General features: G+C 43.3%; 12 protein-coding genes and 1 pseudogene. 8 read left to right on the top strand and 5 right to left on the bottom strand.

What is annotated here, in order from left to right:
• The first annotated feature begins 442 nt into the window (after positions 1 to 442).
• From QE357_RS20495 to QE357_RS20510, 4 genes are all read left to right on the top strand, one after another.
• Positions 443 to 3,496, top strand: coding sequence for a TonB-dependent receptor (locus QE357_RS20495; RefSeq protein ID WP_309711691.1), 3,054 nt, complete (start codon positions 443 to 445; stop codon positions 3,494 to 3,496).
• Between the two features lie 11 nt (positions 3,497 to 3,507).
• The gene (locus QE357_RS20500) at positions 3,508 to 5,379 is read left to right on the top strand and encodes a RagB/SusD family nutrient uptake outer membrane protein (protein ID WP_309711694.1); all 1,872 of its coding nucleotides are present in this window, start codon (positions 3,508 to 3,510) and stop codon (positions 5,377 to 5,379) included.
• 1,349 nt (positions 5,380 to 6,728) lie between these two features.
• Positions 6,729 to 7,634 (top strand): beta-1,6-N-acetylglucosaminyltransferase, encoded by a 906-nt coding sequence (locus QE357_RS20505; RefSeq protein ID WP_309711697.1) that lies wholly within the window; start codon positions 6,729 to 6,731, stop codon positions 7,632 to 7,634.
• A 26-nt stretch (positions 7,635 to 7,660) separates the two neighbouring features.
• Positions 7,661 to 8,590: a phytanoyl-CoA dioxygenase family protein gene (locus QE357_RS20510; RefSeq protein ID WP_309711702.1), complete on the top strand. Its 930-nt coding sequence runs from the start codon at positions 7,661 to 7,663 to the stop codon at positions 8,588 to 8,590.
• A gap of 455 nt (positions 8,591 to 9,045) precedes the next feature.
• On the opposite strand, the pseudogene QE357_RS20515 reads toward QE357_RS20510, so the two are convergent.
• Positions 9,046 to 10,233: pseudogene (locus tag QE357_RS20515) on the bottom strand (serine hydrolase domain-containing protein).
• A 139-nt stretch (positions 10,234 to 10,372) separates the two neighbouring features.
• Here QE357_RS20515 and QE357_RS20520 point away from each other — a divergent pair.
• Entirely contained in the window at positions 10,373 to 10,666 is a 294-nt protein-coding gene (locus QE357_RS20520) for an AsnC family transcriptional regulator (protein ID WP_309711705.1), read from the top strand.
• Complete coding sequence (locus tag QE357_RS20525; protein WP_309711708.1) at positions 10,663 to 10,842, top strand: Lrp/AsnC ligand binding domain-containing protein; 180 nt, start codon at positions 10,663 to 10,665, stop codon at positions 10,840 to 10,842. Before QE357_RS20520 ends, QE357_RS20525 begins: the two co-directional genes overlap by 4 nt.
• A 171-nt stretch (positions 10,843 to 11,013) precedes the next feature.
• On the opposite strand, the gene uvrA is transcribed toward QE357_RS20525, so the two are convergent.
• On the bottom strand, positions 11,014 to 13,530 hold the full coding sequence (gene uvrA / locus QE357_RS20530) for an excinuclease ABC subunit UvrA (RefSeq protein ID WP_309711711.1): 2,517 nt from the start codon (positions 13,528 to 13,530) through the stop codon (positions 11,014 to 11,016).
• 499 nt (positions 13,531 to 14,029) lie between these two features.
• On the opposite strand from uvrA, the gene QE357_RS20535 reads away from it, so the two are divergent.
• Together QE357_RS20535 and QE357_RS20540 are read left to right on the top strand one after the other, a co-directional pair.
• The gene (locus tag QE357_RS20535; protein ID WP_309711714.1) at positions 14,030 to 14,863 is read left to right on the top strand and encodes a chromate resistance protein ChrB domain-containing protein; all 834 of its coding nucleotides are present in this window, start codon (positions 14,030 to 14,032) and stop codon (positions 14,861 to 14,863) included.
• Positions 14,864 to 14,962: 99 nt separating this feature from the next.
• Entirely contained in the window at positions 14,963 to 15,508 is a 546-nt protein-coding gene (locus QE357_RS20540; protein ID WP_309711717.1) for a hypothetical protein, read from the top strand.
• Positions 15,509 to 15,914: 406 nt separating this feature from the next.
• Here QE357_RS20540 and QE357_RS20545 read toward each other — a convergent pair whose 3' ends face one another.
• The 3 genes from QE357_RS20545 to QE357_RS20555 all read right to left on the bottom strand — a co-directional run bounded on the left by QE357_RS20545 (position 15,915) and on the right by QE357_RS20555 (position 22,204).
• On the bottom strand, positions 15,915 to 17,666 hold the full coding sequence (locus QE357_RS20545) for a RagB/SusD family nutrient uptake outer membrane protein (RefSeq protein WP_307144351.1): 1,752 nt from the start codon (positions 17,664 to 17,666) through the stop codon (positions 15,915 to 15,917).
• A gap of 11 nt (positions 17,667 to 17,677) precedes the next feature.
• Complete coding sequence (locus QE357_RS20550; protein WP_309711720.1) at positions 17,678 to 21,100, bottom strand: TonB-dependent receptor; 3,423 nt, start codon at positions 21,098 to 21,100, stop codon at positions 17,678 to 17,680.
• Between the two features lie 147 nt (positions 21,101 to 21,247).
• Complete coding sequence (locus QE357_RS20555) at positions 21,248 to 22,204, bottom strand: FecR domain-containing protein (protein ID WP_309711723.1); 957 nt, start codon at positions 22,202 to 22,204, stop codon at positions 21,248 to 21,250.
• Between the last annotated feature and the right edge of the window lie 24 nt (positions 22,205 to 22,228).

Raw genomic sequence — 22,228 nt, forward strand, 5'->3', positions numbered from 1 at the left:
TATTGATAACAAAAAGTTAAAATTGTATTAAAAGCCATAAAAAGTATATGTATCATCTCAGGTTTATACGTCTACATTTGACCTAACATACGAGTAAACTTGTATCTACTTTACTGGCCGCCTAATCTAATTCAAACATCTGTTTTGTTCTTATGATGAAAGAAATTACCAAAGATCTAGTAGCTCAGCTTAAAGAGCTGGGTGTGTAATTCTTTGATTACATCTCCCCTTTAAATATCAGTTACTTGCTCGCTATTCATTTAGCTGAGCCAGGTAAGTTATTTGATTCAATATCTACCGAAGGCCTTCGGATAGATCGAAGCAGTATTGCAATTTCTTTACGCCTATAGGTTCCTATGTGCGTCAGGTAATGTATTGCCTATTTGTTTCCATAGACTATTAATCTCAACGTTTTAGTGTAACCTTAAATCAATACAAATGGATGAAAAATCTACTGCTCTATGGCCTTTTATTATGGGGAAGTATTACGGGCGTTGCTGCTCAGAATGCCGAAGTTACAGGCCACATTATTTCTGATACCAAAACGCCTGTGGTGGGGGCTACGGTTCGCCTGAAAGGTACCGTTCGAGGCGTTATCTCTGACACCAATGGTGATTTTACATTAAAAGCAGATCATCAGGATACCCTTCAGATTAGTGCAATTGGCTATGTTCCTATCGAAATAAGGGCTATTCCTGGGAAACGAATGATCATCACCTTAAAAGATAAACAGCAGGATCTGAGTGAGGTAGTCGTGGTAGGTTTTGGAGCACAAAAAAAATTAGCTGTCACGGGAGCCATTTCTTCCGTGGGGACGAAAGAACTAACCCAAAGTCCGGTAGCAAACTTAAGTAATGCTCTGGCGGGAAGGCTGCCTGGACTCACCACCTTACAGACCAGTGGAGAACCCGGCTATGACGGAGCCCAGCTCTGGATACGGGGCATGGCTACATTTAGTGGGAGTCAAAGTCCGCTTATCTTAGTAGATGGGGTTGAACGCTCTTTTGGAAGCATCGACGCGAATGAAGTAGCAACCGTTTCCATTCTGAAAGATGCCGCCTCTACTGCCGTTTACGGAGTAAGGGGAGCCAACGGCGTAGTATTGGTGACGACTCGCCGTGGTACAGAAGGCCGATCTAACATTACGGCTACGGTGCAACAGGGCATTCAGATGCCCACCCGCCTGCCCGAATACTTGGACTCCTACGATGCTCTCACCCTCTATCGGACGGCTTTGATAAACGATGGAAAAAATTCGGCCATGTATACGGATGAATACCTGAACAAATTCAGAGACCGTAGCAAACCCTCTTATGCTTATCTGTATCCCAACGTAAACTGGCTAAAAGAGATGATCCGGCCCTCGGCATCGATGATGCAGGCTAACATCAACGTTTCAGGAGGTACCAGTTCGGTACGGCACTTTGTTTCTCTGTCTTATCTGCGTCAGAATGGTCTTTACAACTTTGCTGACCAGATCAAAGATTATGATATACAGGCTCGCTCGAATCGCTATAATTTTCGATCCAATATAGACCTGGACATCAACAAGTATCTGGTCATGGAATTAAACCTGGGAAGTATCATTCGTGATAATAACTTCCCACCCATTGGGGCAGGCGATATATTCGGCTCCTTGCAAGCCATGCAGCCCTGGTTGTATCCCATGACCAATCCCGACGGTAGTATTTCTGGATTAGATTCAAAAGCGATAAATCCCTACGGCCGTATGACCCAGGGCGGTTATCAGCGAAATTTTGAGAATACGCTACAGGCTACCTCCGGCTTTACCCTGCAACTGCCCTTTGTTACGCAGGGCTTAAGCCTGCGAGGCCGACTTTCCTTTGACTCTTACAGTTACCGGAATGTTCGCCGCGTTAAGAATTTGTGGACTTACCAATATTCTCTGGCCGACGAAAACGAAACAGATCTCTCCAAAGGGACCTACCGTCGAATCTGGGAAGGAACCAATACCCTTAGCTATGACGTGTCTGCCAATAGCAACCGCCGGACCTGGATTGAATTATATGCTAATTACAACCGGATTTTTGCCCAAAAGCACGCCGTCACGGGTATGCTCCTTTATAACCAGCAAAGTTACTTCGACCAGGTAGGATCGGGCTATGCCATTGCAGGATTACCTTATAAGTACAATGGATTCGTTGGTCGGGGCACCTATGCCTACAACGACACGTACTTTGCCGAGATTAATTTTGGCTATAACGGTTCCGAAAACTTCCCCCGAGGGAAACGCTACGATCTTTTCCCTTCCATGTCTGCCGGGTGGATTATGTCCAATGAATCATTCATGAAGGGTAAGCTTTCCTTTGTCAGTTTGCTTAAATGGCGGGGATCCGTAGGAACCGTAGGAAATGACAAGATTGGCCAGCGACGTTTTCTTTACCAAAGTACCTGGTCACTGAACGCTGGCGGTTATCAATTTGGCAGAGACTATAACGGGGTTGCATACACGGGTGCCGCTGAAGATGTACTGGGTGCGACCAATGTAACCTGGGAGAAAGCTCTTAAGTATAACCTGGGGATGGACTTGGGGCTATTCAATGATGCCTTCACCGCTACAGCAGATGTCTTTTACGAACGACGTAAAAACATTCTGGCTCAGCCAGGTACCATCCCTGCCACCCTGGGTATTACCAGTTTACCTTATCTAAACCTGGGCGAAGTAGAAAACAAAGGCTTTGAACTGGAAGCACAGCTCCGCAAGCGATTCAGAAATATCAATTATTTCATCAAGGGAAATGTGTCCTATGCTCAAAACAAGATTTTGCAAATGGATGAGCCTAGTTTCCAAGACCGCCCCTACATTAAGCGAACCGGTCGGAGCATTAATGAACAGTATTCCATGATTGCTCTGGGCTTATTCCAAAGCCAGGAAGACATTGATAATAGCCCCGATCAGTCTCAATTTGGACGTATCGTTCCAGGAGATATCAAGTACAAGGATATGAATGGAGATCATGTCATCAATGAACTGGATCGGGCTTACAATGGCAAAGTCACTGTACCGACGACCATGGCTGGCTTAGCCCTGGGCTTCAATAGCAAGCTGATCGATGTAAGTATCTTGTTTCAGGGAGCCTTTGGAGGTAACGTCTGGCTAACGGGAGATGCGGTCTGGCCTTTCAGTGGTGATGTAGGAGTAATGGCTGATGTTAAGGACAATTACTGGACTACCGACCGACCGAATGCCAAATATCCTCGTCTTTCTTCTTCGGCCAACGTCAACAATAATCAGATTTCTACCTATTGGATGACCTCCCGTAACTACGTTCGTCTGAAAAATGTTGAAATAGGTTTTACGCTGCCTAAATCAATTCTAAGCAGAGTTGGATTAAAAACGGGCCGCTTCTTTGTCAATGGCCTTAACCTGATTACCTGGGATAAACTCAAGATTTTTGATCCAGAGATTCCTAATGACTCTCGCAATTATCCCCAGCAAAAAGTCTTCAATGGTGGTTTGACAATTGGCCTATAATCTCTGAATCGATGATAACGAAATACTCTAAATATATTTTGCTGACCATCGCCGTCAGCTTAGGATCCTGTTCCAAGTTTTTGGATGTTGTTCCTTCAGAAGTAGTTACTGAAGATAAAGTATGGGCCAACATCAATACCGTCAATGGGGTATTAGCACACTTATACAGCAAGTTACCCACGGGTTTAGATGGAAATGGTCAGTACATCAGCGATCAGGCCTGTTCTACTGACGAAGCCATTTTTCACTGGTATGCAGGTTCAGGTTCGGAGCAGTACAATCTAGGAGCCTGGAACTCTGAAAACAACCCTTTGGGCAACTGGGAAGACCGGTATCAGGATATTCGCAAAGCCAATATTTTTCTGGAGAAAATTGCTACGGTGCCCATACCTGCCGAGCAAAGTTCAAAATATGCAGTTCTGATTCCTCAGTACGTGGCTGAAGCCCGTTTTCTGCGAGCTCTATTTTACTTCGAGCTTTTTAAACGCTATGGAGCCGTACCCCTCATCACCCGATCGCTGGATTATACCGATCAGGGGCAATACAGTGTAGCTCGGAATTCAACGGAAGAGGTAGTAGACTTTATTGTCAAAGAATGTAATGAAGTAGCAGGGCAACTTCCCGAGCATCATCCCGACGCAGAGCTGGGCCGTGCCAATAAAGGGGCTGCTTTGGCACTGGCCGCCCGGACACTTCTTTACGCGGCAAGCCCTTTGTTTAACGGCAACACCAAGTACGCAGGCGTAGTAAACAGGGATGGTAAAGTTTTGTTCCCACAAACGTATTCCAAGGAAAAATGGCTACGGGCGGCAGAAGCTGCTAAAAAAGTGTTAGATCTGGATTACAAACTTTTCAGCTCGAGTGATCCTATCAGTAGCTACGAAAAACTCTTTTTCACTCGCGACTGGCAGGAAACCATTCTTCCTTATAATCATCCCAACACGAAGATGATTGAACAATACCACCTGCCCTACGGCGGAGCCTTTCGCGGATGGTCTCATTATAGTCCGCTTCAGGAACTCGTCGATAGCTATGAGATGAAAAATGGGAAGCCTATCACGGACCCCAGTTCGGGTTATGTTACGACGGGCACCTGGTCGGGTACGATGGTGGGGGCCGATGGTACGGGTAGCTCCGTAACGCTGACGAATATATCCAACCGTTACAAAGACCGAGACCCTCGATTGTATGCTACCATTTCTTTTCAAAATAGCATGTGGGCGGCCGCTCGGACTAAAGTACCCATTCGCTTAGCCTGGTGGGGTAGCGGCCAAGCCTACGGCACCAACGGCTGGCCTATGCAGGGTGGAGGAACCACTTCTATTAGCGGCTATACCATCCGAAAATGGTGCGACCCTTCGGTTGATATTGGCAACTGGTACACGTCTCCTGACGCTCGTCGCAATTATCCTATCTTCCGATTAGCTGAGTTTTATCTGGCTTATGCTGAAGCCCTTAACGAGTACAATGGTAAACCCACAGCAGAAGCATTCCAGGCCATTAATGCCGTAAGAGCTCGGGTATCCATGCCAGCTTTGCCTATTTTGGCATCAGATCAGACTTTAGAAGGTTTTCGCAAACGGGTTCAGAATGAAAATCGCGTAGAATTTGCTTTTGAGGCTCATCGCTTTTGGGATGTACGTCGCTGGTTGATTGCAGAGACCGTTGATAATGGCCCCGTGCACGGCATGAATTCCCGTCCATCGGCTGAAGAATTGAAAGCTACCGGACTAGATGTAAACAGCCAGGAAGCAGGACTAGCCGTCTTTTATAAGGCAGTCCCCCTGCAAACTCGCGTATTCCAAACTCGACATTATTTAATGCCTATACCCATTACCGAACTGGATGTGAATCGTCAATTGGTGCAAAACTACGGATGGTAATGAATCAGAAGTAATGAAAATTTCGCGTGTAACAAAGCCAGCGATCTCAGAAAAAAAATGAATATATAGACCCTTTATTAGCTATACGTATTATTACAACAAAAGATAGACTAATTTAAAAGATAATAGTAACTACATTTTCAAGAACCACTCGGATGCAAGCTTATTGATCTGAGTGGTTCTTTTTAAATTCAGGCTTTGCCTTTATCTATTGATCATTAAGCGGAGCTAACAATAAAACAGAAAAGGACTAATAAAATTCTAAACGACAAATAGTTTGATAATAGATTTCCAATAAATCTACATCATCCTTGGATATGCAATTACATAAATATTATACTGCTTTAAATTTTAGTAAATTGTTTTTAAAATTGAGTATTATTGCTTAAAAATATTCTTTCTACTCTATGAAGGAATATAGAACTATTTTTACTTTCTGATAATACTAATGAGCTCATTGCAACGTATATCGCTCTCTTGAGATGGAAAGTGATTTGCTAGATACGGCTGACCTCTCTTAATCAGCAATTAGTGGGTAAAGCAAAGGGAATCGTCATCAGTACATTAGTACTCTAGCAAATTCGGTTTTGGAATAGATAATAATGGGCAGATGGTTTACGCTACTAATAATGCAGTCATCAGCACTTAAAAAGGCTACACCCACAAAGCCGTCGAACACCCTTTAAAACTATTTTCTCTGGAATGCCAGGCTTCTTCCAATTAGTAATAGAGATACTTCCCAACTTTAAAAGGTGAGACAAATCTGATATTTGTTTTTATCATTGTATACTGGAGGTGATGTACAAGCACTTCTAAAACAATATATTATAGTGAAATTTTAAAATACATTGATAACCTTTTAGAGTATTCAGGTATAGATAACAGGAGCTGCCACAGCACTATTACCTTACAAATACTCCTATGAAGGACATTAATAGTATTAACCTGAGTGCCCATCTATTCTTGGAACGTATAGCTGCTTTCAATAGATGTCAATTACAGACATCTATCTTTTGTTCTTTCTTACCAACCCTACTCACCCATCCTTTTTTAACTTCCATTATAGCTATACTTTTAATTAGAAGACACTTCTCTAAAACAGCATTATACTTACTACTCTTGCTTCTTTTTCCAATTCACACAGTGATAAAAGGGATCTATTTTCGGCTATATCACTGTCATCTAATGCTTTATCTCCAAATAAGTTTGGGTGCTTATAGGTCATTACCTAGTCTTCAACAACATGCTCATTCATTCAACCTATTATCTAGTTAGTGATAAAATTAATACTTGTTTATTCACTATCAACTATAGCTACTTTTTCGTAAACGACATTTCAATTATTTATAATGGATACACCTAATTGTACGTACTTGATATTTGCTCACAAAAACCCTGATCAACTCAAGCGATTAGTTGAACGGTTACAATCTGATTACTGCAATTTTTTAATTTCAATCGATAAGAGTGTTGACAGTACTAATTTCGAAAGAGCAGTATCTAATTTCTCCAATGTTAGTTTTGTTCAGGAACGTTATATCAGTCAATGGGGCTCTTATTCTTTTATAAAGTCGAATCTTGCAGGGATTAGACAATGGCTTATAATGAACCCTGAAACGCATAGAATAGTACTGCTAAGTGCTCAGGATTATCCCCTGGTTAGCAATGATGTTTTGAATAAATTCTGGCTTGATCACCCAAAAATGAATTTCCTCAGTTACTATTCCTTGGAGCAACCGCACCTACAACAGCATTTGAGCCGATATAATCGCTATTATTTTTTTTTAACAAAAAGGTTGGTTCTCAAATACCCCAGCGACGGACATACTTTGCTCAATCGAATAAAAGATAATATTTTAAAAGCCAGTGGTCAATTTCCATTGCCACATCTGAATCCACTAAGATATACGCTCTATTTTGGTTCTAACTGGGTTCGCTTAACTCGAAAAACCTGCCTCTATCTGATAGATTTCTGTAAAAAAAATCCAGCCATGGAAAAATATTTTTCCTATGCTTTATGTCCAGATGAGACATTTTATCAAACAATTCTAGTTAATGCTCCTGCTGAATTAATTGATCCCATCAACAATACAAACTATACTTATACCCATTGGAATCGCCCCATTGAGAAGTATAGCCACCCGCTGGTTGAGAGTGATTTTGAAGAGTTAATGCAATCGGAATTATTGTTTGCCCGCAAATTCGAATTTCCTGCTAGCCTTCCACTTATGAACCGCATTGACCAATCCATTTAAATTCTTACATCTTAATACTCCTCCCTATGAATCAAGAAGTTTACCGAATGAATCTCCCTTGGATTGATTCTCCTTTTTTTAAACTAGAGCTTGAGCAAGCCAATCTGGATGAAGTAACCAAAGAACAAGTCAGACATTTTGCCGAAAAGGGTTATCTTATTTTGGATACAAATTTACCCGAAAGCACCTTCGATAGCATCATTGATTTATTACAACCGCATTACACTTCTCCCCGCTTACAAGATGCGTGGAATATTACACCATTAGTAAAAGATATAGCGGGCTGTCCAAAGATTATGGATATGCTACGAATTTTGTATGGCCGAGAGCCCTTCCCTTTTCAAACACTGAATTTTCGAGTAGGATCCCAACAAAAGACACACAGTGATGCCATTCATTTTCATTCTATCCCTGAACGTTTTATGTGTGGCGTCTGGGTAGCTCTGGAAGATATTGATGAAACAAACGGACCTCTTCATTACTATCCAGGTAGCCATAAATTACCCTATTATGACATGGCAGATGTAGGCTTCCAAGGATCTAAAGACGCCGATCAATACCATCAGTATCTAGAATATGAGAAGTTCATCCACAAACTAATTGATGTCACCGGCTATAAAAAAGAGGTTTTTAAAGTAAAAAAAGGCCAGGCACTCATCTGGGCCGCTACATTATTACACGGAGGTGAGCCTATTTTAAGAGAAGGTGCTTCCCGCCATAGTCAGGTTACTCATTATTATTTTAACGATTGCATTTATTATTCACCTGTCTGGTCAGATGTAGCTATCGATAAAATGTATATGAGAAGACCTACCAATATTCTGACTGGGCAAATTGTTGAAAATCGATATTTAGGAGATAATCTGGTAGGACGCACCGGGTTATCTCCCTTCACCGATTACAAAAACTCAATTGAAGGGCTAGTTCGAAAATTGAAGAGAAAGTTGAATCGATAACTTTTAAAACTACTATAAATTTATTCATTACTTTAAGAAAAGATGCGAGAATTTGTATACAACTTTTCTTAAAGTAATGAATCAGGTTAAGAGCCAGTAAGTAAGTCTCTCTCTCCCTATTATTAAATGGAATTAGAATTTAACTATTGATACACTTACAGTATTTTACAATGACCTTAATATCAAATGAAAGCCATACTGTACTTGTCACTATTTATAATTAGAGAACTCACAGACGACTTTCTCTGTATATCCTTAATCGGATATTTACTTATTGTGATGATAAATACTTGAATCAGATTTAACTTCTAAGTTATACACTCACTCTAACTCATAGTTAAAGCAAAATAGTCAAATCTAGTTTCTAAAACTTTATTGGCATATAGGTTTTCATATAATAGCCACCTTCACCTTTTTGCTTACAGTTATCTTTACTTTCAGGATCTCTGTTAGGTTCACTGTTTTTTATCAAGGGTATAACTATTTGCTTTCAGCGATTGCCCATACTTGTAAAGCTCTTCATAAATAGCAAAAAACAGGTTCTCCTCTTGATCGCTAAGCGATGCGTTAAAAAAAACAATGATCCCTACTTCCTTAGCTAGATCCGATAGCATAAAGGTTCGCACGCCCGGGTCGAAACCATTGTGCCCAATGCGGGTTGCCCCTAGTTTGGTAGACCAAAAAATACCCGAATTAAGTTTATCGATAGCTACGTTGTCTGGCTTATGGTCCGGGGTGTATTGATACCGGAGCATCTCTACTGCCAGCTCCTCGTTTAGAAGCCTTTTGTCTTCATATTTTCCATTATCCAGCAACGTTATAAAGAACTTGGCTAAGTCATGCACGGACGTTCGTACACCGCCATCGGGATAGGTGGTACATTCATAGAGCGAAATAGGAACCATACGATCCTCTTTCTTTTCGTAGAGTTTGGCATGGCGACGAAGATCAATCTCATTCAGTCCCCAGCCTGAATGCTTCATCTTCAGTGGCTTGAAAATATACCGTCTGCTGTATTCAGGCAATTTTTGGCCAGTTCTTATTTCGATGATATAACCGGCCAAACCCGTTGCAATGTTAGAATAGTCACGTTTGGTACCGGGCCGAGCAGGTAGAAAATTAGCTTTTGAATAGTACTTTCCTCCTGATACATAATAATTCTTCAAAAAATCGCCCAGAGGTTCTGGCTTTTTACCCCCATAAAAATAGGTGCTATCCATGTAGAACGGATAACGGTCTATCAAACCAGACGTATGGGTGGCCAAGTGTCGCAAGGTAATTTTTTCATTAGGGAAATTGGGGTTACTCACGGTAAAAGGCAGGTAGGTGTTAATGTCTTCATCAAGCGATACAACTCCCTGCTCTACGGCTTTCATAATACAGAAACCCAGGAAGGTTTTGCTCACCGAAGCAATGTTCATTACCGTTTAGGGGGTAAATGGAATCTGTCTCTCTCGATCAGCATAGCCAAACCCTTTCTCCCAAACTACTTTGTTGTTGATGATAATAGCGGTTCCTACCCCAACCAGTTTCGCCTCCTGCATCTTTTGTTGAATGAGGCTGTCGATAGGTTGAACGGACCTAGGTTGCGATACAGCCGTTGAGAGGGAGCAAATCAAGAGTAAAAAAGAGAGTATTTTCATAGAAGCTAGCAACCATCAGTTGCCTCATAAACATGCAAAAGACGCCTACAAAGGTAGGGAGTTGCTATCATCTGTTTTGGGTAAATAAACCGTATAAACGCATAAAATAACTAAGTTTAGGCCTTTAAATAGGTAAATTATGCAAAACTTAGACGAGCTTGACAAACAACTACTCACGCAGCTTCAGGTCAATAATCGAATAACAGCCGAAGAGCTTGGTTATCAAGTCGGCTTGAGTACAAGTGCCGTACAACGACGCCTCAAGCGACTCCGAGACCAGAAAGTCATTGTCGCCGACGTGTCGATTATATCACCTAAAGCCGCAGGGATGACGGTTAGCTGCATCGTCGATGTAACTCTGCATCTAGGCAACTCCACTGTGATTGATAGCTTCAAGGATTTAATGGCCACTTGTTCTCAAGTAAAACAATGAATTATTACGTAACGGGAATGTATGATTTTGTGCTTATCGTAGAGACCAAAAGTATGCAGGCGTACGAAGCGTTCTCGAAACACTATTTAATGAATAACCCCAGTGTCAAGCAATTTTACACCCATGTCATTATGGATTCTGTAAAACTAAACTTTACCGTACGTTTTGACGAGTGAAAAGGAGCATTTGGGGACTGTTCATAGAATAGAGTTTCATAAGCCTGCTTTTGGTAATGATGGCAAATAATCAAGCTCTAGAAACTATCCTCGATTTTTATAAAATTCACCTTAAAGTAATAAGGGGACTAAACGCCTCTTGAATCATTGAAGAGGCGTTTAGTCCCCTTGTTATTCCTGAATGTAGGGGAGTAAGTAGGGTGCTGTTCTGCTTTCGGTGTTTTTTGAAATACTACCGGGAGGACCTTGAGCCACCACCTTTCCTCCCTGGTTACCTGCCCCAGGACCCATGTCAATAACGTAGTCACTAGCGGCTGCTACACTCATATCATGTTCGATAACAATCACCGTATTTCCAGCTTCAACGAGTTTCTGCAACTGAACCATTAGTTTTTCAACGTCAGCTGGGTGCAAACCCGTAGTCGGTTCGTCTAGGATATAGAGCGTATTACCCTGCTGTTGCCTTTGCAGTTCAGTCGCCAGTTTAATGCGTTGGGCTTCTCCTCCCGAAAGCTCCGTTGCCGGCTGTCCTAATCGCAGATAGCCTAAACCTACGTCCCGAATGACCCCTAGTGTTTGAGCAACGGCTTTATCATTTTTGAAAAATGCATAAGCTTCATCGACTGAAAGTGCCAGCACCTGGGCAATGTGCTTGTGGTTGTATTTGACTTCCAAAGTTTCTGGGTTATACCGTTTGCCCTGGCAGGTAGGACAGGGAGAATACACACTGGGCAGGAACAGTAATTCTACCATTACCGAACCTTCGCCCTCACAATGAGGGCAACGGCCCTTGGCTACATTAAAGGAAAACCTCCCGGCATCATACTTTCTGGCTTTGGCAGTTGGAGTAGCCGCAAACAACTTCCGAATGTTATCAAAGACACCTGTGTACGTAGCTAAATTCGAACGGGGTGTTCGCCCAATGGGTTTCTGATCAACGACGATTAGCCTTTTAATGCTTTCTATTCCTTCGGTAATGGTTCCTCCCAGAGTCTCTATTGTAATTTTCTCTAAGGGGTTTTCATCTTCAACCTCTGGAGCTACAGGCATGGATGTTCCCAGAGCATTGGATACTAACTCTACCAGTACCTGGCTGACCAGGCTACTCTTACCCGAGCCAGATACGCCAGTAACGCAGGTAAATACTCCGAGGGGAATGTCTACCGAAAGTTGGTGCAGATTATTTCTGGTAATCCCTTCTAACTTGAGCCAATCGGTAGGCTGACGTTTGTGGTTAGGAAAGCTAAAGTCCTCAAAAATATACTTTTTAGTAACCGAAGATTCCACTTTTTCTAAGCCTCCCAAAGGACCACTATAGAGCACTTGTCCTCCTAATTCTCCCGCAGCGGGTCCTACATCAACAATCCAGTCTGCATGTTGAATGACTTCTGGTTCGTGTTCTACGACAAATAAGGAATTGCCAGCTGCTTTAAGTCGATCCAGAATTCGGAGTAAGGCTTCTGTATCGGCGGGATGAAGGCCCGCAGAAGGCTCATCCAGCACGTATACTACGCCAAATAGGTTGGAATAAACCTGAGCAGCCAGGCGAAGCCTCTGTAACTCACCCGGTGACAGCGTTGGCGTGCTACGTTCCAGCGTAAGATAACCTAAGCCCAAATCCAGAATTACCTGAAGGCGATTCAGGACATCTTCGACAATTCGGTCGGCCACCAATATCTTTTCTGGGCTGGTGTCTTTTAGAGAAGACTTCCTTTTTCGCTGAAGAAAGCTGGAAAATAAATCAGCCATTCCTTCCAGGGATAGGCGAGCCATCTCGGCAATGTCTAATCCAGAAAATTTTATGGCTAAGGACTCTTTTTTAAGACGTTTGCCCCCGCATACTTTACACTCACTACTCAGCATATATTGAGCCACCCGCTTTTTCATGAGGGGACTTTGAGTAGTAGCAAACGTTTGCATGACGTACCGCTGCACACTGGTAAAGGTACCCATGTAATCAGGTGTAAGCTTTCTACTGATCGCCTGTTTTACTTCTTCCCGACTGCGATTAGCATAAACGGGAACAACGGGCTGCTCTTCCGTGAAAAGGATCCAGTCCCGTGTTTTTTGCGGTAAATCCTTCCAGGGCACATCGATATCGTAGCCTAAAGTAGTTAAAATGTCGCGTTGGTTTTGACCTTGCCAGGCCGCGGGCCAAGCCGCAACCGCTCGCTCACGAATGGTAAGCGTGTCATCAGGCACCATGGAGCGTTCCGTTACTTCATACACTCTTCCCAAGCCGTGGCAATGCGGGCAGGCCCCTTCGGGCGTATTGGGCGAAAAACCTTCCGCGTAAATGATGGATTGTCCATCGGGATAATCCCCGGCCCGGGAATACAGCATGCGTAAGAGGTTAGAGATCGTCGTTACACTACCTACAGAGGATCGGGTACTGACCGCTCCCCGCTGTTGCTGTAAGGCTACGGCCGGCGGTAAACCTTCAATCTGCTCCACCTTAGGCACTGGCATTTGATTAAAGAGTCGTCGAGCATAGGGAGACACTGAATCCAGGTATCTTCGCTGTGCTTCGGCGTACAAAGTACCAAAGGCTAGAGAAGATTTACCAGACCCCGAAATCCCCGTAAATACCACTAGAGCATCGCGGGGAATGCTCAGGTTAACGGCCTTTAGATTATGTTCGGAAGCTCCTTTGACCCGAATAAAACCAGAGAATTCTTGACTTGCCATGCTCATTTGTTTAAATACTACCTATTAGCCATCAAATTCCAATGCCACCAGAAAAGTCATTAGTTCAGGGGTAAACTAAAATCCTTTTAGACAGCTGCTACATTAAGGGTAATTAGGCGGGAGGGCATTTTACTGGCCTTACGAGCTACTTAACTTTATGCCGTCTGGCGTTGGGATGGTTTTGATTGCACTCGTAAGTATCTTAAGCAGATTCCAGATACTGCCGCGATAATTTGCAATGGTACTCCTCATTGCAGGAGTTCTAATCATGGGCCTGTTTCAAAAGATACCTGCTTGTATCCTTTGAAATAGGCTTCATCTATTCCTAGGCTGCTTGCCTAGTAAAACATTTGTCTTTTATCTCTGCAACCAAGGTAAATCTTCTCGGTGTACCTTTAGCACTTATAAAATTCTCTATTAAATACTAAATTGCTAGGTGAAAGCAGACTATGAGTGAAATTAAATATTTACCATAGGTTTGCCCGAAAAACATTCCATCATGAAATGGATTACCCGTGAACGGCCTAAGATTGATCGGTTGGCGTGCCCCTGGCTTATTCGCCGATTCATTGATCCAGAAGCCGAATTCCTCTTTGTTCCTGAATCCGATGTACTTTCAGTAGCCTCCAGGCTAGAAGCTATTGCTTTTGACGTTCCCGGTGCAGAGTATACGCATTATGAACGCTTTTGCACCTTCGACTATATCCTCAAGAAACATCAGCTCACGGACCCCGCTCTTTACCGTATGGCTCCCATTATTCGCGGTGCCGATACCGATGACCATTCGCTAGCTAGTCAATCTCCCGGTCTGTGGGCCATATCCGCAGGGCTGGCGTTTAATATTACTGACGATCAGGCTTTGCTTGCTCAGGGCTTTATTCTCTACGATGCTCTTTATACCTGGGCCAGCCAGCTCTATCAGCAGAAACATATTCAGACCCCCGCTGAAAAGCTGTTACTGGAAATTTATCACACCTATCTGGATCATCAGAAGAAAACTAAAGTACCCGACTGGGTGCACGAACTGAGACATCTGATTGACAACAATCTGGATGCTACGCTCACCCTTCAGGAGTTAGCAGAACACGTGAAAGTCAATCCTAGTTACCTATCCCGTGAATTTTCCCGTTACTTTGAAAATGCCTCCTTTACCGAGTATTTGCAACAACAACGCATTGATAAAGCTCTGTATTTGCTTCGGTCTAGCTCCTATTCCCTTTCCGAGATCGCCTACCTTACCGGTTTTTCCGACCAGAGCCACTTTACCCGGGTTTTCAAAAAGTATATGGATGTAACGCCTAGTCAATTCAGAAAAAAGCAGGCCCAAACGTAAAACTGGTTCCAAAGGAAATACGTGTTCTATTTTGGCCCTGTAAACAACCTTAATCTTGCAGCCTAACGAAGTAAAGAATTAAAAACCGTTGGCTGCTCCATGTTATCTACTTATGCTTTTAGTCGAAGTCTAACTTCAATCCTTCGGCTGCTCTTACTAGTCAAGCTTGTATTACTTTTAGAAGGCCTGGCCTTTGCCCAATCTACGGCGGTCGAGCATCCTAAAATTACCGGATACGTAGGGATTTTACATCCGCTCGTCAGCTTTAGCGAAGGTCAGGTAACAACTAATTTTAAAAACTATTACCAGGTAGGATTTCCCATCGGACTGAATCTCTGGAAAAGTGAAAAGGTGGGTTTCTCGGCGGAGTTTGTGCCCTTTATTCGGGCCGAATCCGGTCAAAGCCGGATGTCTAATTTTCTTTTTCATCCGGGAGCTTTGCTACGTTTTCACAAAGGGTACGTCGTAGCCCTTCGAGCGGCCTTTGAAACTTCGGGCCGCTATGGCTTCACCCCCGTTCTTTCTAAAACCGTTATCAAGAAAGAAAGTCACGGGTACTTTGTAGCCCTACTCTTGCCCCTACGTTTTGGGAACAATCACGGGGTGGCCTTTACTCCCGGTTTCCAGTTCGGGATTAATTTTTAAACTCCTCTTGCCGGAAGCATTTAGACTTTCCTTTTGATACTTAACATGTCAGAGTACTGGTACACACCGCATCTAACCCATACCTATTTTCAAAGGATTCTCATCGAACTGAGCTCTACCGATCACCATTACCTTTTGAGCTACATCTACCATTACCTAATTTGATTCAATTCTTCCACTCTCTCATACTATGCAGTTTATACGAAATTCTTTACCTTGTTGGAAGCCTTTTAGTCAATCAATTAATTACCCCTAAATGGTTAAAAGACCTAAAATTTTTATGCTCTTTCTACTAAATAGTTAAGGACATTAAAAGAATCCAAGGCTTAGAAGAACCGTTCATAAGCCTTGGAAGAAAACCAAGCCTGTATCCATACAGAGCTTCAATAATCGGAAACTATTGATCTTACCAGCCTGGGTTTTGAACCATAGCCTGATTCTTGTCGATTTCGCTTTGTGGAATGGGCCACCAGTAATGTTTGTTTTCAAACACCCGGGTCTCAAAAACTGAACGCTTGAAAAAACTCTCATCGCTGGCACTGGAACCTAGATCTACCGACATGCCTTCAAAAGCTCCTTTCATTTCACTAGCTTGTTTCCAGCGGCGTAGATCAAAATAGCGGAGCTGTTCGTGGGCAAGTTCAATAGCCCGCTCGTGCCGAATTCGCTCGCGTAAATCTGCTTGTGAGATTCCCGTGGGCAGAGCAGGGAGACCCGCCCGCTGGCGAATCCGGTTGACATATTCTATAGCTTCGGCAGTGGGGCCTGAGAATTCATTAGAGGCTTCGGCATACATCAGATATACATCAGCCAGACGGATGTAGGAAAAGACTTTAGCCCGGTTTCGGTTCGCAATCGGATCACTAACAGGGTCAATGAACTTGCGTACCAAATAACCCGTTCGCGAATGGTCGTCCCTTCCAATCTCCTTGCCATCCTTGCCTTTATAGAAAAATTCAGCTTTGCTGTTATCCCACCAGGGAGCCCCTGAATAGTTAACAGACACATAAAATCGGGGTTCTCTTCCGACGTACATATTCCACGTGCCTTTAGGAGCATAGGCAGTAGCTTCCTTAGAAAAACCCGTCTCCAGATAACCCGAAGTAGGATCGGTGATGGGCTTTCCATTGGCCATTTCATACGTATCTACAGATTTCTGAGTTACAGCAACCCCATTCCAGCCGCCCTTACTACGAAGCATGCAATGTTGGTCCAGCTCCAGCGAATTACCTCCACTTAAATTTCTACCCCAGATGACTTCATCGTTGGCATATTGGCTGATGAATACGCCTTTGTAGGAAGCCAATGGATCAATGGCTCCTTTACTATCCAGTACGGTATAGAGTTTGTAAACATTTAAATCAATAACGGCCTTACTAGCGTCCATCGCCAGCTTATAGCGGTTTTTATCGAAGCTGGTAGAAAACAGGGCTTTCCCATCCTTCCCCACCATCCCGGCTAAGTCTGTATTACCATTCACTAACGGACTGGCAGCCCACAGCAAAATTCGGGCTTTCATGGCCAGGGCCGTTCCCTTGGTTGGTTTTCCCGCCCAGATGTTTTCGTGCTTGAGAGGTAAGTCCTGAGCCGACTCATCCAGATCCTTAATAATCTGGTTCAGGCATTCATCCATTGTATTACGAGCAATATTAAAGCTGGGATCATCAAAGGATACCTCTGAAATAACCAGAGGAACGGGGCCATACAAACGAACAAGATTCATGTAATAAAAAGCTCTTAAAAACTTGGCTTCAGCTTTGTAGAGCGTTTTGTTTTCGTTGGAAATGGGAGCTTTATCTACATTGGCCAGGAAAATGGCTATTTGTCGAAACACTTGATAGTGGTTTCGCCAGATATCCCCCACAATAGCCGAAGTAGGATTCCAGTTGCCTAAGTTCATATCGTAACTAGGATAATTACTCCGATTCCAGGTAATGTCCGTATCATCAGCTATGCCATTGTAGGGTTGATCCATCCAGAAGTTATAGCTAGGCAGGTAGTTATAAATACGGTAGAGAAAGCTTTCCGTATACTGACGATTGGCAAACGTGACCTCTAGAGACAAGAGTTCTTCCGGGGCTTTATCCAAGTATTTTTCGCAGGAGCTCAAACAAGCAAACCCTAGCAACATGGTGAATCGAATAACAGTCTTTTTCATATAAAATAGGCTCAGAAGTTAAGGTTTAAACCCAGATTGATTACCCTTGAAGGCGGATATTTACCCGCACCATCGCCGCTTTCGGGATCGTAATGCTTGATGCGATCCCAGAGCATTAGATTCAGCCCATTGATGTAGAAGCGAATATTATCGGCCTTAATCTTCTGGGCCCATCGTTTAGCAATGGTATACCCTAGCTGAGCATTTTTGAGTCGCAGGTAATTGCCACTGATTTGCCAAAAAGTACTATTGCGGTAATTGTTATCATTACTACCCGGGTACAATCGGGGAAAGGAAGCTTCAGGATTTGGATTTTCTACCGTCCAGCGATCCAGAGCGGCTGTTAACACATTACCAAACTGTCCCTGCGAAAAAGGAATGTAGCCTTGATAGTTGCGGAAGACCGTTACATTGCCAACGCCTTGAAATAGTACCGAAAGATCAAAACCTTTATAGGTGAAGGTTCCGCCAAAACCAAAAACCATTTCGGGAACGTTGGAAAAGCCAATGGGCTTTTCATCATAGATATCAATGACGCCATCCCCATTGACATCCCGGTATTTTACATCCCCTGGAGCTACCGTAGAAGTAAAGGCCTGCTTAGGGCTATTGTTAATTTCTTCCTGGCTACTAAATAAGCCAATGGCCTCCAAACCAAAGGGTTGCCCAATGCGTTGCCCCGTTCGTTGCAAATAGTCATACCGTCGGATGGGTTCATCACTATAGACAATGCGGTTGCGGGCAAAAGTATAGGTACCCTTCAAATCCATTCGAACGTTACCAATAGAAGCCCGGTAATTAAGCGTGGCATCAACGCCTTTATTATCGACAATACCAATGTTGGCATAAGGCAGAGACTGGATTCCCAGTAGGTCAGGAACGGTGCCTCGCTGGGTAAGAATATTAGTCCGATGCTCGCGAAAAAAATCAAGTAATAAGGTAATGCGGTCTTTGAGGGCGTGTACTTCCATACCGATATTACTCTTTCGCGAGGTTTCCCAAGTAATGTTCGGATTGCCAATCGTATTTTCCTTAATGCCTCCCATCGAATTGTTAAACTCAGTACCAAACAAATACCCATCGGTTGTGGTCAGTGTCGTCAGATACATAAATCGCTGATCATTAATCTGGTCGTTACCTACAATGCCGTAAGAACCTTTGAGTTTAAAGAGGGAAATGAAAGAAACGTGGTTCTTAAAGAAAGGCTCTTCCGAGACGACCCATCCGGCTGAGAAGGCTGGGAAAAAGCCAAACCGCTTACCCCGGGGGAAGTTTTCTGAACCATTGTAGCCAAAATTAACTTCCGTAAAGTAGCGTTCTTTCCAGCCATAGGTAGCTCTTCCGACTAACCCCATGCGGCGATAAGGCAGTGAACCGATGGCTGTTGCAGCCGTATACTGACGCCCGCCCTGATTATAAAGCAGCATGGCCCCAATGTCATGATTACCCAGGGTACGATTGTAATTTAAACTGCCTTCTAAATAACTTCTGCTTTCGCCCGTAGTAGAAATAGTATATCCCAGAAACTTATCTCCTTCGGCGGTTAGATTATATATTGGTTGACCCGTAGTTGGATCATTTTGGGCAGATGCCAGCCAGGTTTCAAAATTCTTTTTTCGGCCAATATTATTGCTGCTATAACTGTCAAAGGCAAATCGACCCCGGATGTTTAATCCCTTGATCCATCGACTCAGATCATACTTTAAGCCAAAGGTTCCCTGGGTGGTTCCTCTGAATTCAGTAGCGTATCCCGTCTGCGTGAGTTTACCATACGGATTTTCCCGGGCAGAAGCAACGGTACCTGGTATACGTCCATCAGGATAAAGCATGGGATAAAGCACTGGCGTAGCTTTATTCATGAGATTAAATATTTCCTGTGTGCCCGTTCCAGGAAAATTTCGGTTTTCAGAAATACCCGTAATGCCAATGCTAAGCTCTATTTCTTTACTCAGATTAATATCTACATTGGTACGTAAATTGAATCGCTGACGGTTCAGATTCGTGGAATATTCATTGCGAGGATCTTCAATAAAAAATCCTTGGTCGTGAAAGTAGGAGGCAGAGACAAAATACCGCACCGTTGGATTACCCCCCGAAATATTCAAGTTCATGTGTTCCTGACCGGCTGAGTGCTTCATGAGCTTCATCCAGTCTACGTTAGGGTAACGAATGGGATCACTCTGATCCTTGATTTTATCTAAAACTTCCTGCGTGTAGGGTAAGGGTAAATCCGCGTTAGCATTGGCTTCATTGTAAAGGGTAGCGTACGTATATCCATCTACGTATTGGGGCAAACGGGTTGGACTTAGAAAACCTTTCTCTAATGTCAGTGATACCTTAGGCTTGCCACTGACTCCTTTACGCGTATTAACCAACACCACCCCGTTTGCCCCCCTAACCCCAAAGACGGCGGTAGCAGAAGCATCTTTGAGGATGGTAAAGCTTTCTACTTCGTGAGGATCAATATTATTAAAATCCCTTTCTACTCCATCTACAAGCAGTAAAGGAGCTTGATTAGAACCAAACGTTCCCATGCCCCGAATCCAGATATTGGCCCCGTCGTAACCTGGCTCACCCGAACGCTGAACGGTTACTAACCCCGCCATACGTCCACCTATAGCGTTGCTGAGTAAAGCCGTTGGACTTTGTTTTAATTCACGCGTTGTGATGACGGATTCGGCTCCGGTAAAGCTAACCTTTTTCTGTTCGCCATAGCCTACCACTACGACCTCTTGCAAGGCTTTTTCGTCGGACTTCAATTGAACATTTAAAGAGGTTTGATTACCAATAGCAATCTCTTGCTTTTGATACCCAATGGAAGTAAAGATCAACGTAGCCGCAGCCTGATCGGGAAGTGAGAGTTGATAATTCCCCTCGGGATTGGTACTGGCTCCAATGCTGGTTCCTTTCACCAACACATTAACGCCGGGCAGCGGCTCTCCCGTTTCGGAAGTCACCTTCCCCTGAATGATGCGGTCTCTTGCAATAGATGATACAGTTTCTGCGACAAGAGAGGGCACTGTTTCTTTCAGAGAAGAAGACTTCTCCCAAAACGGGGGTATAGGGGTAGGAGTAGTTGCCCGACTCAGGATAATATTTCCATTAACCAGCTCATATTTAATAAGCAATGGCGTTAAAATCCGGTTGAGTATCACCCCTACTTTCTCTGCTTTACTCACCAAATTTATTTTCTGATCGACCGCAATGAGGCTAGGGCTATAGACAAAATGAAGGGAGGCCTGTTTTTCTATAGATTGGATAGCCTGTTTTAAGGGGACATTAACCCAATGGACGCTTACCTTTTTGTCGAGCTCTATTTGTGCATGACTCACTTCTGCCTTTACCATTCCTACCAGCAGTAGAAAGGCGAGCTGAATAAACCCAATACGCATAATTTTTCTGACCAGTTTTGGACGGAGTAACTTTTGTTTCATAGATTTAGATGTTTCAATTGTACACGTGAGACAATACCCTCCCGAGCACTCGGCAAAAGTGCTTTGGGAAGAATCAAGAAGGGTGGTTCCAACACCCTTCTTTACTTATAAAAATTAGATAAAGGGATTTTGAAGTATAGCTAGAGACTAGGGTGAACACCCTGGGCCTTTAAATAATACATGATTCTGGTCATACTCATAAGAAATGGACAGAGACTTAGCAATCATTTCTAGAATATCCGGCAAATTTTGATGAGTCAGGTGAGCCGTGAGCCTGCACTGATAGATCTGTTCGTTTTCGACTTGAAATTTTACTCCAAACCGCTGAGTCAAAGCCTGAAAAATTTCAGCTAAAGGAATATTATCAAAGACAAAGTCGCCTTTTTCCCAAACCGAAGAAGCGTCCTGCTCTGGTGTTCGATAGATTTTTGTTTCCAGCCCTTTTCGGTAATAAACCTTTTGCTTAGGATGAACTACTATATAGGTTTGAGACTGCTCTGCCTGCAAACGAACTTTGCCCGTTAGTACGGATACTTCTACGCTTCTGTGTACGGGGCTGGCATCAATCAGAAAACTCGTTCCCAATACTTGGGTTAAAAGTCCCTTGCTGTGAATTCTAAAAGGGCGGATTTCATCACGTTTAATCTGAAAAAAAGCGACACCCTTTAGCCTTAACGAACGTGTTTGCTGGTTAAAGTCAGCGTCCAGATCAATTTTTGCCCCGGGATATAGCCATACCTGCGAGCCGTCTTCAAGCGTAACCCGGTGAATGTTTTTCATAGTGTTTTCATAAGCTAAAACAGCTCTATCCTGGCTTCTGAATTTCCAGAAAACGATTCCCCCTAGTATAATTAAGACAATACTGGCAGCAATGGTTACCCATCGTCTGACCCCCGAAAAACGGCTAGCGGGTTTGATCTGGCCTTGAATTTCCTGATAGAGAGCTTTACCTAAATCCCACTGCTGTTGCTCATCTAATTCATCTAAAGGATTTTCCTCTTTTTCGTGAGACTCATACCAGTCTTCCACTCGCTTGATTTCCTCTTCGGAAGCTTTTCCATCCCGATATTTTTCCAATAAATGAATAGGTAAAAGCGGCTTCATAAGCACATGGAATCAGTTATAGGC

Source organism: Siphonobacter sp. SORGH_AS_0500, assembly GCF_031453245.1.
Taxonomy (GTDB): domain Bacteria; phylum Bacteroidota; class Bacteroidia; order Cytophagales; family Spirosomataceae; genus Siphonobacter.

Bases quoted from the DNA above. Each gene is read 5' to 3' on its own strand.
- QE357_RS20545 (WP_307144351.1), bottom strand. From the start codon at position 17,666: ATGAAAAAGACTGTTATTCGATTCACCATGTTGCTAGGGTTTGCTTGT.
- QE357_RS20550 (WP_309711720.1), bottom strand. From the start codon at position 21,100: ATGAAACAAAAGTTACTCCGTCCAAAACTGGTCAGAAAAATTATGCGT.
- QE357_RS20520 (WP_309711705.1), top strand. From the start codon at position 10,373: ATGCAAAACTTAGACGAGCTTGACAAACAACTACTCACGCAGCTTCAG.
- QE357_RS20495 (WP_309711691.1), top strand. From the start codon at position 443: ATGAAAAATCTACTGCTCTATGGCCTTTTATTATGGGGAAGTATTACG.
- QE357_RS20525 (WP_309711708.1), top strand. From the start codon at position 10,663: ATGAATTATTACGTAACGGGAATGTATGATTTTGTGCTTATCGTAGAG.
- uvrA (WP_309711711.1), bottom strand. From the start codon at position 13,530: ATGGCAAGTCAAGAATTCTCTGGTTTTATTCGGGTCAAAGGAGCTTCC.
- QE357_RS20535 (WP_309711714.1), top strand. From the start codon at position 14,030: ATGAAATGGATTACCCGTGAACGGCCTAAGATTGATCGGTTGGCGTGC.
- QE357_RS20540 (WP_309711717.1), top strand. From the start codon at position 14,963: ATGTTATCTACTTATGCTTTTAGTCGAAGTCTAACTTCAATCCTTCGG.
- QE357_RS20505 (WP_309711697.1), top strand. From the start codon at position 6,729: ATGGATACACCTAATTGTACGTACTTGATATTTGCTCACAAAAACCCT.
- QE357_RS20510 (WP_309711702.1), top strand. From the start codon at position 7,661: ATGAATCAAGAAGTTTACCGAATGAATCTCCCTTGGATTGATTCTCCT.
- QE357_RS20500 (WP_309711694.1), top strand. From the start codon at position 3,508: ATGATAACGAAATACTCTAAATATATTTTGCTGACCATCGCCGTCAGC.
- QE357_RS20555 (WP_309711723.1), bottom strand. From the start codon at position 22,204: ATGAAGCCGCTTTTACCTATTCATTTATTGGAAAAATATCGGGATGGA.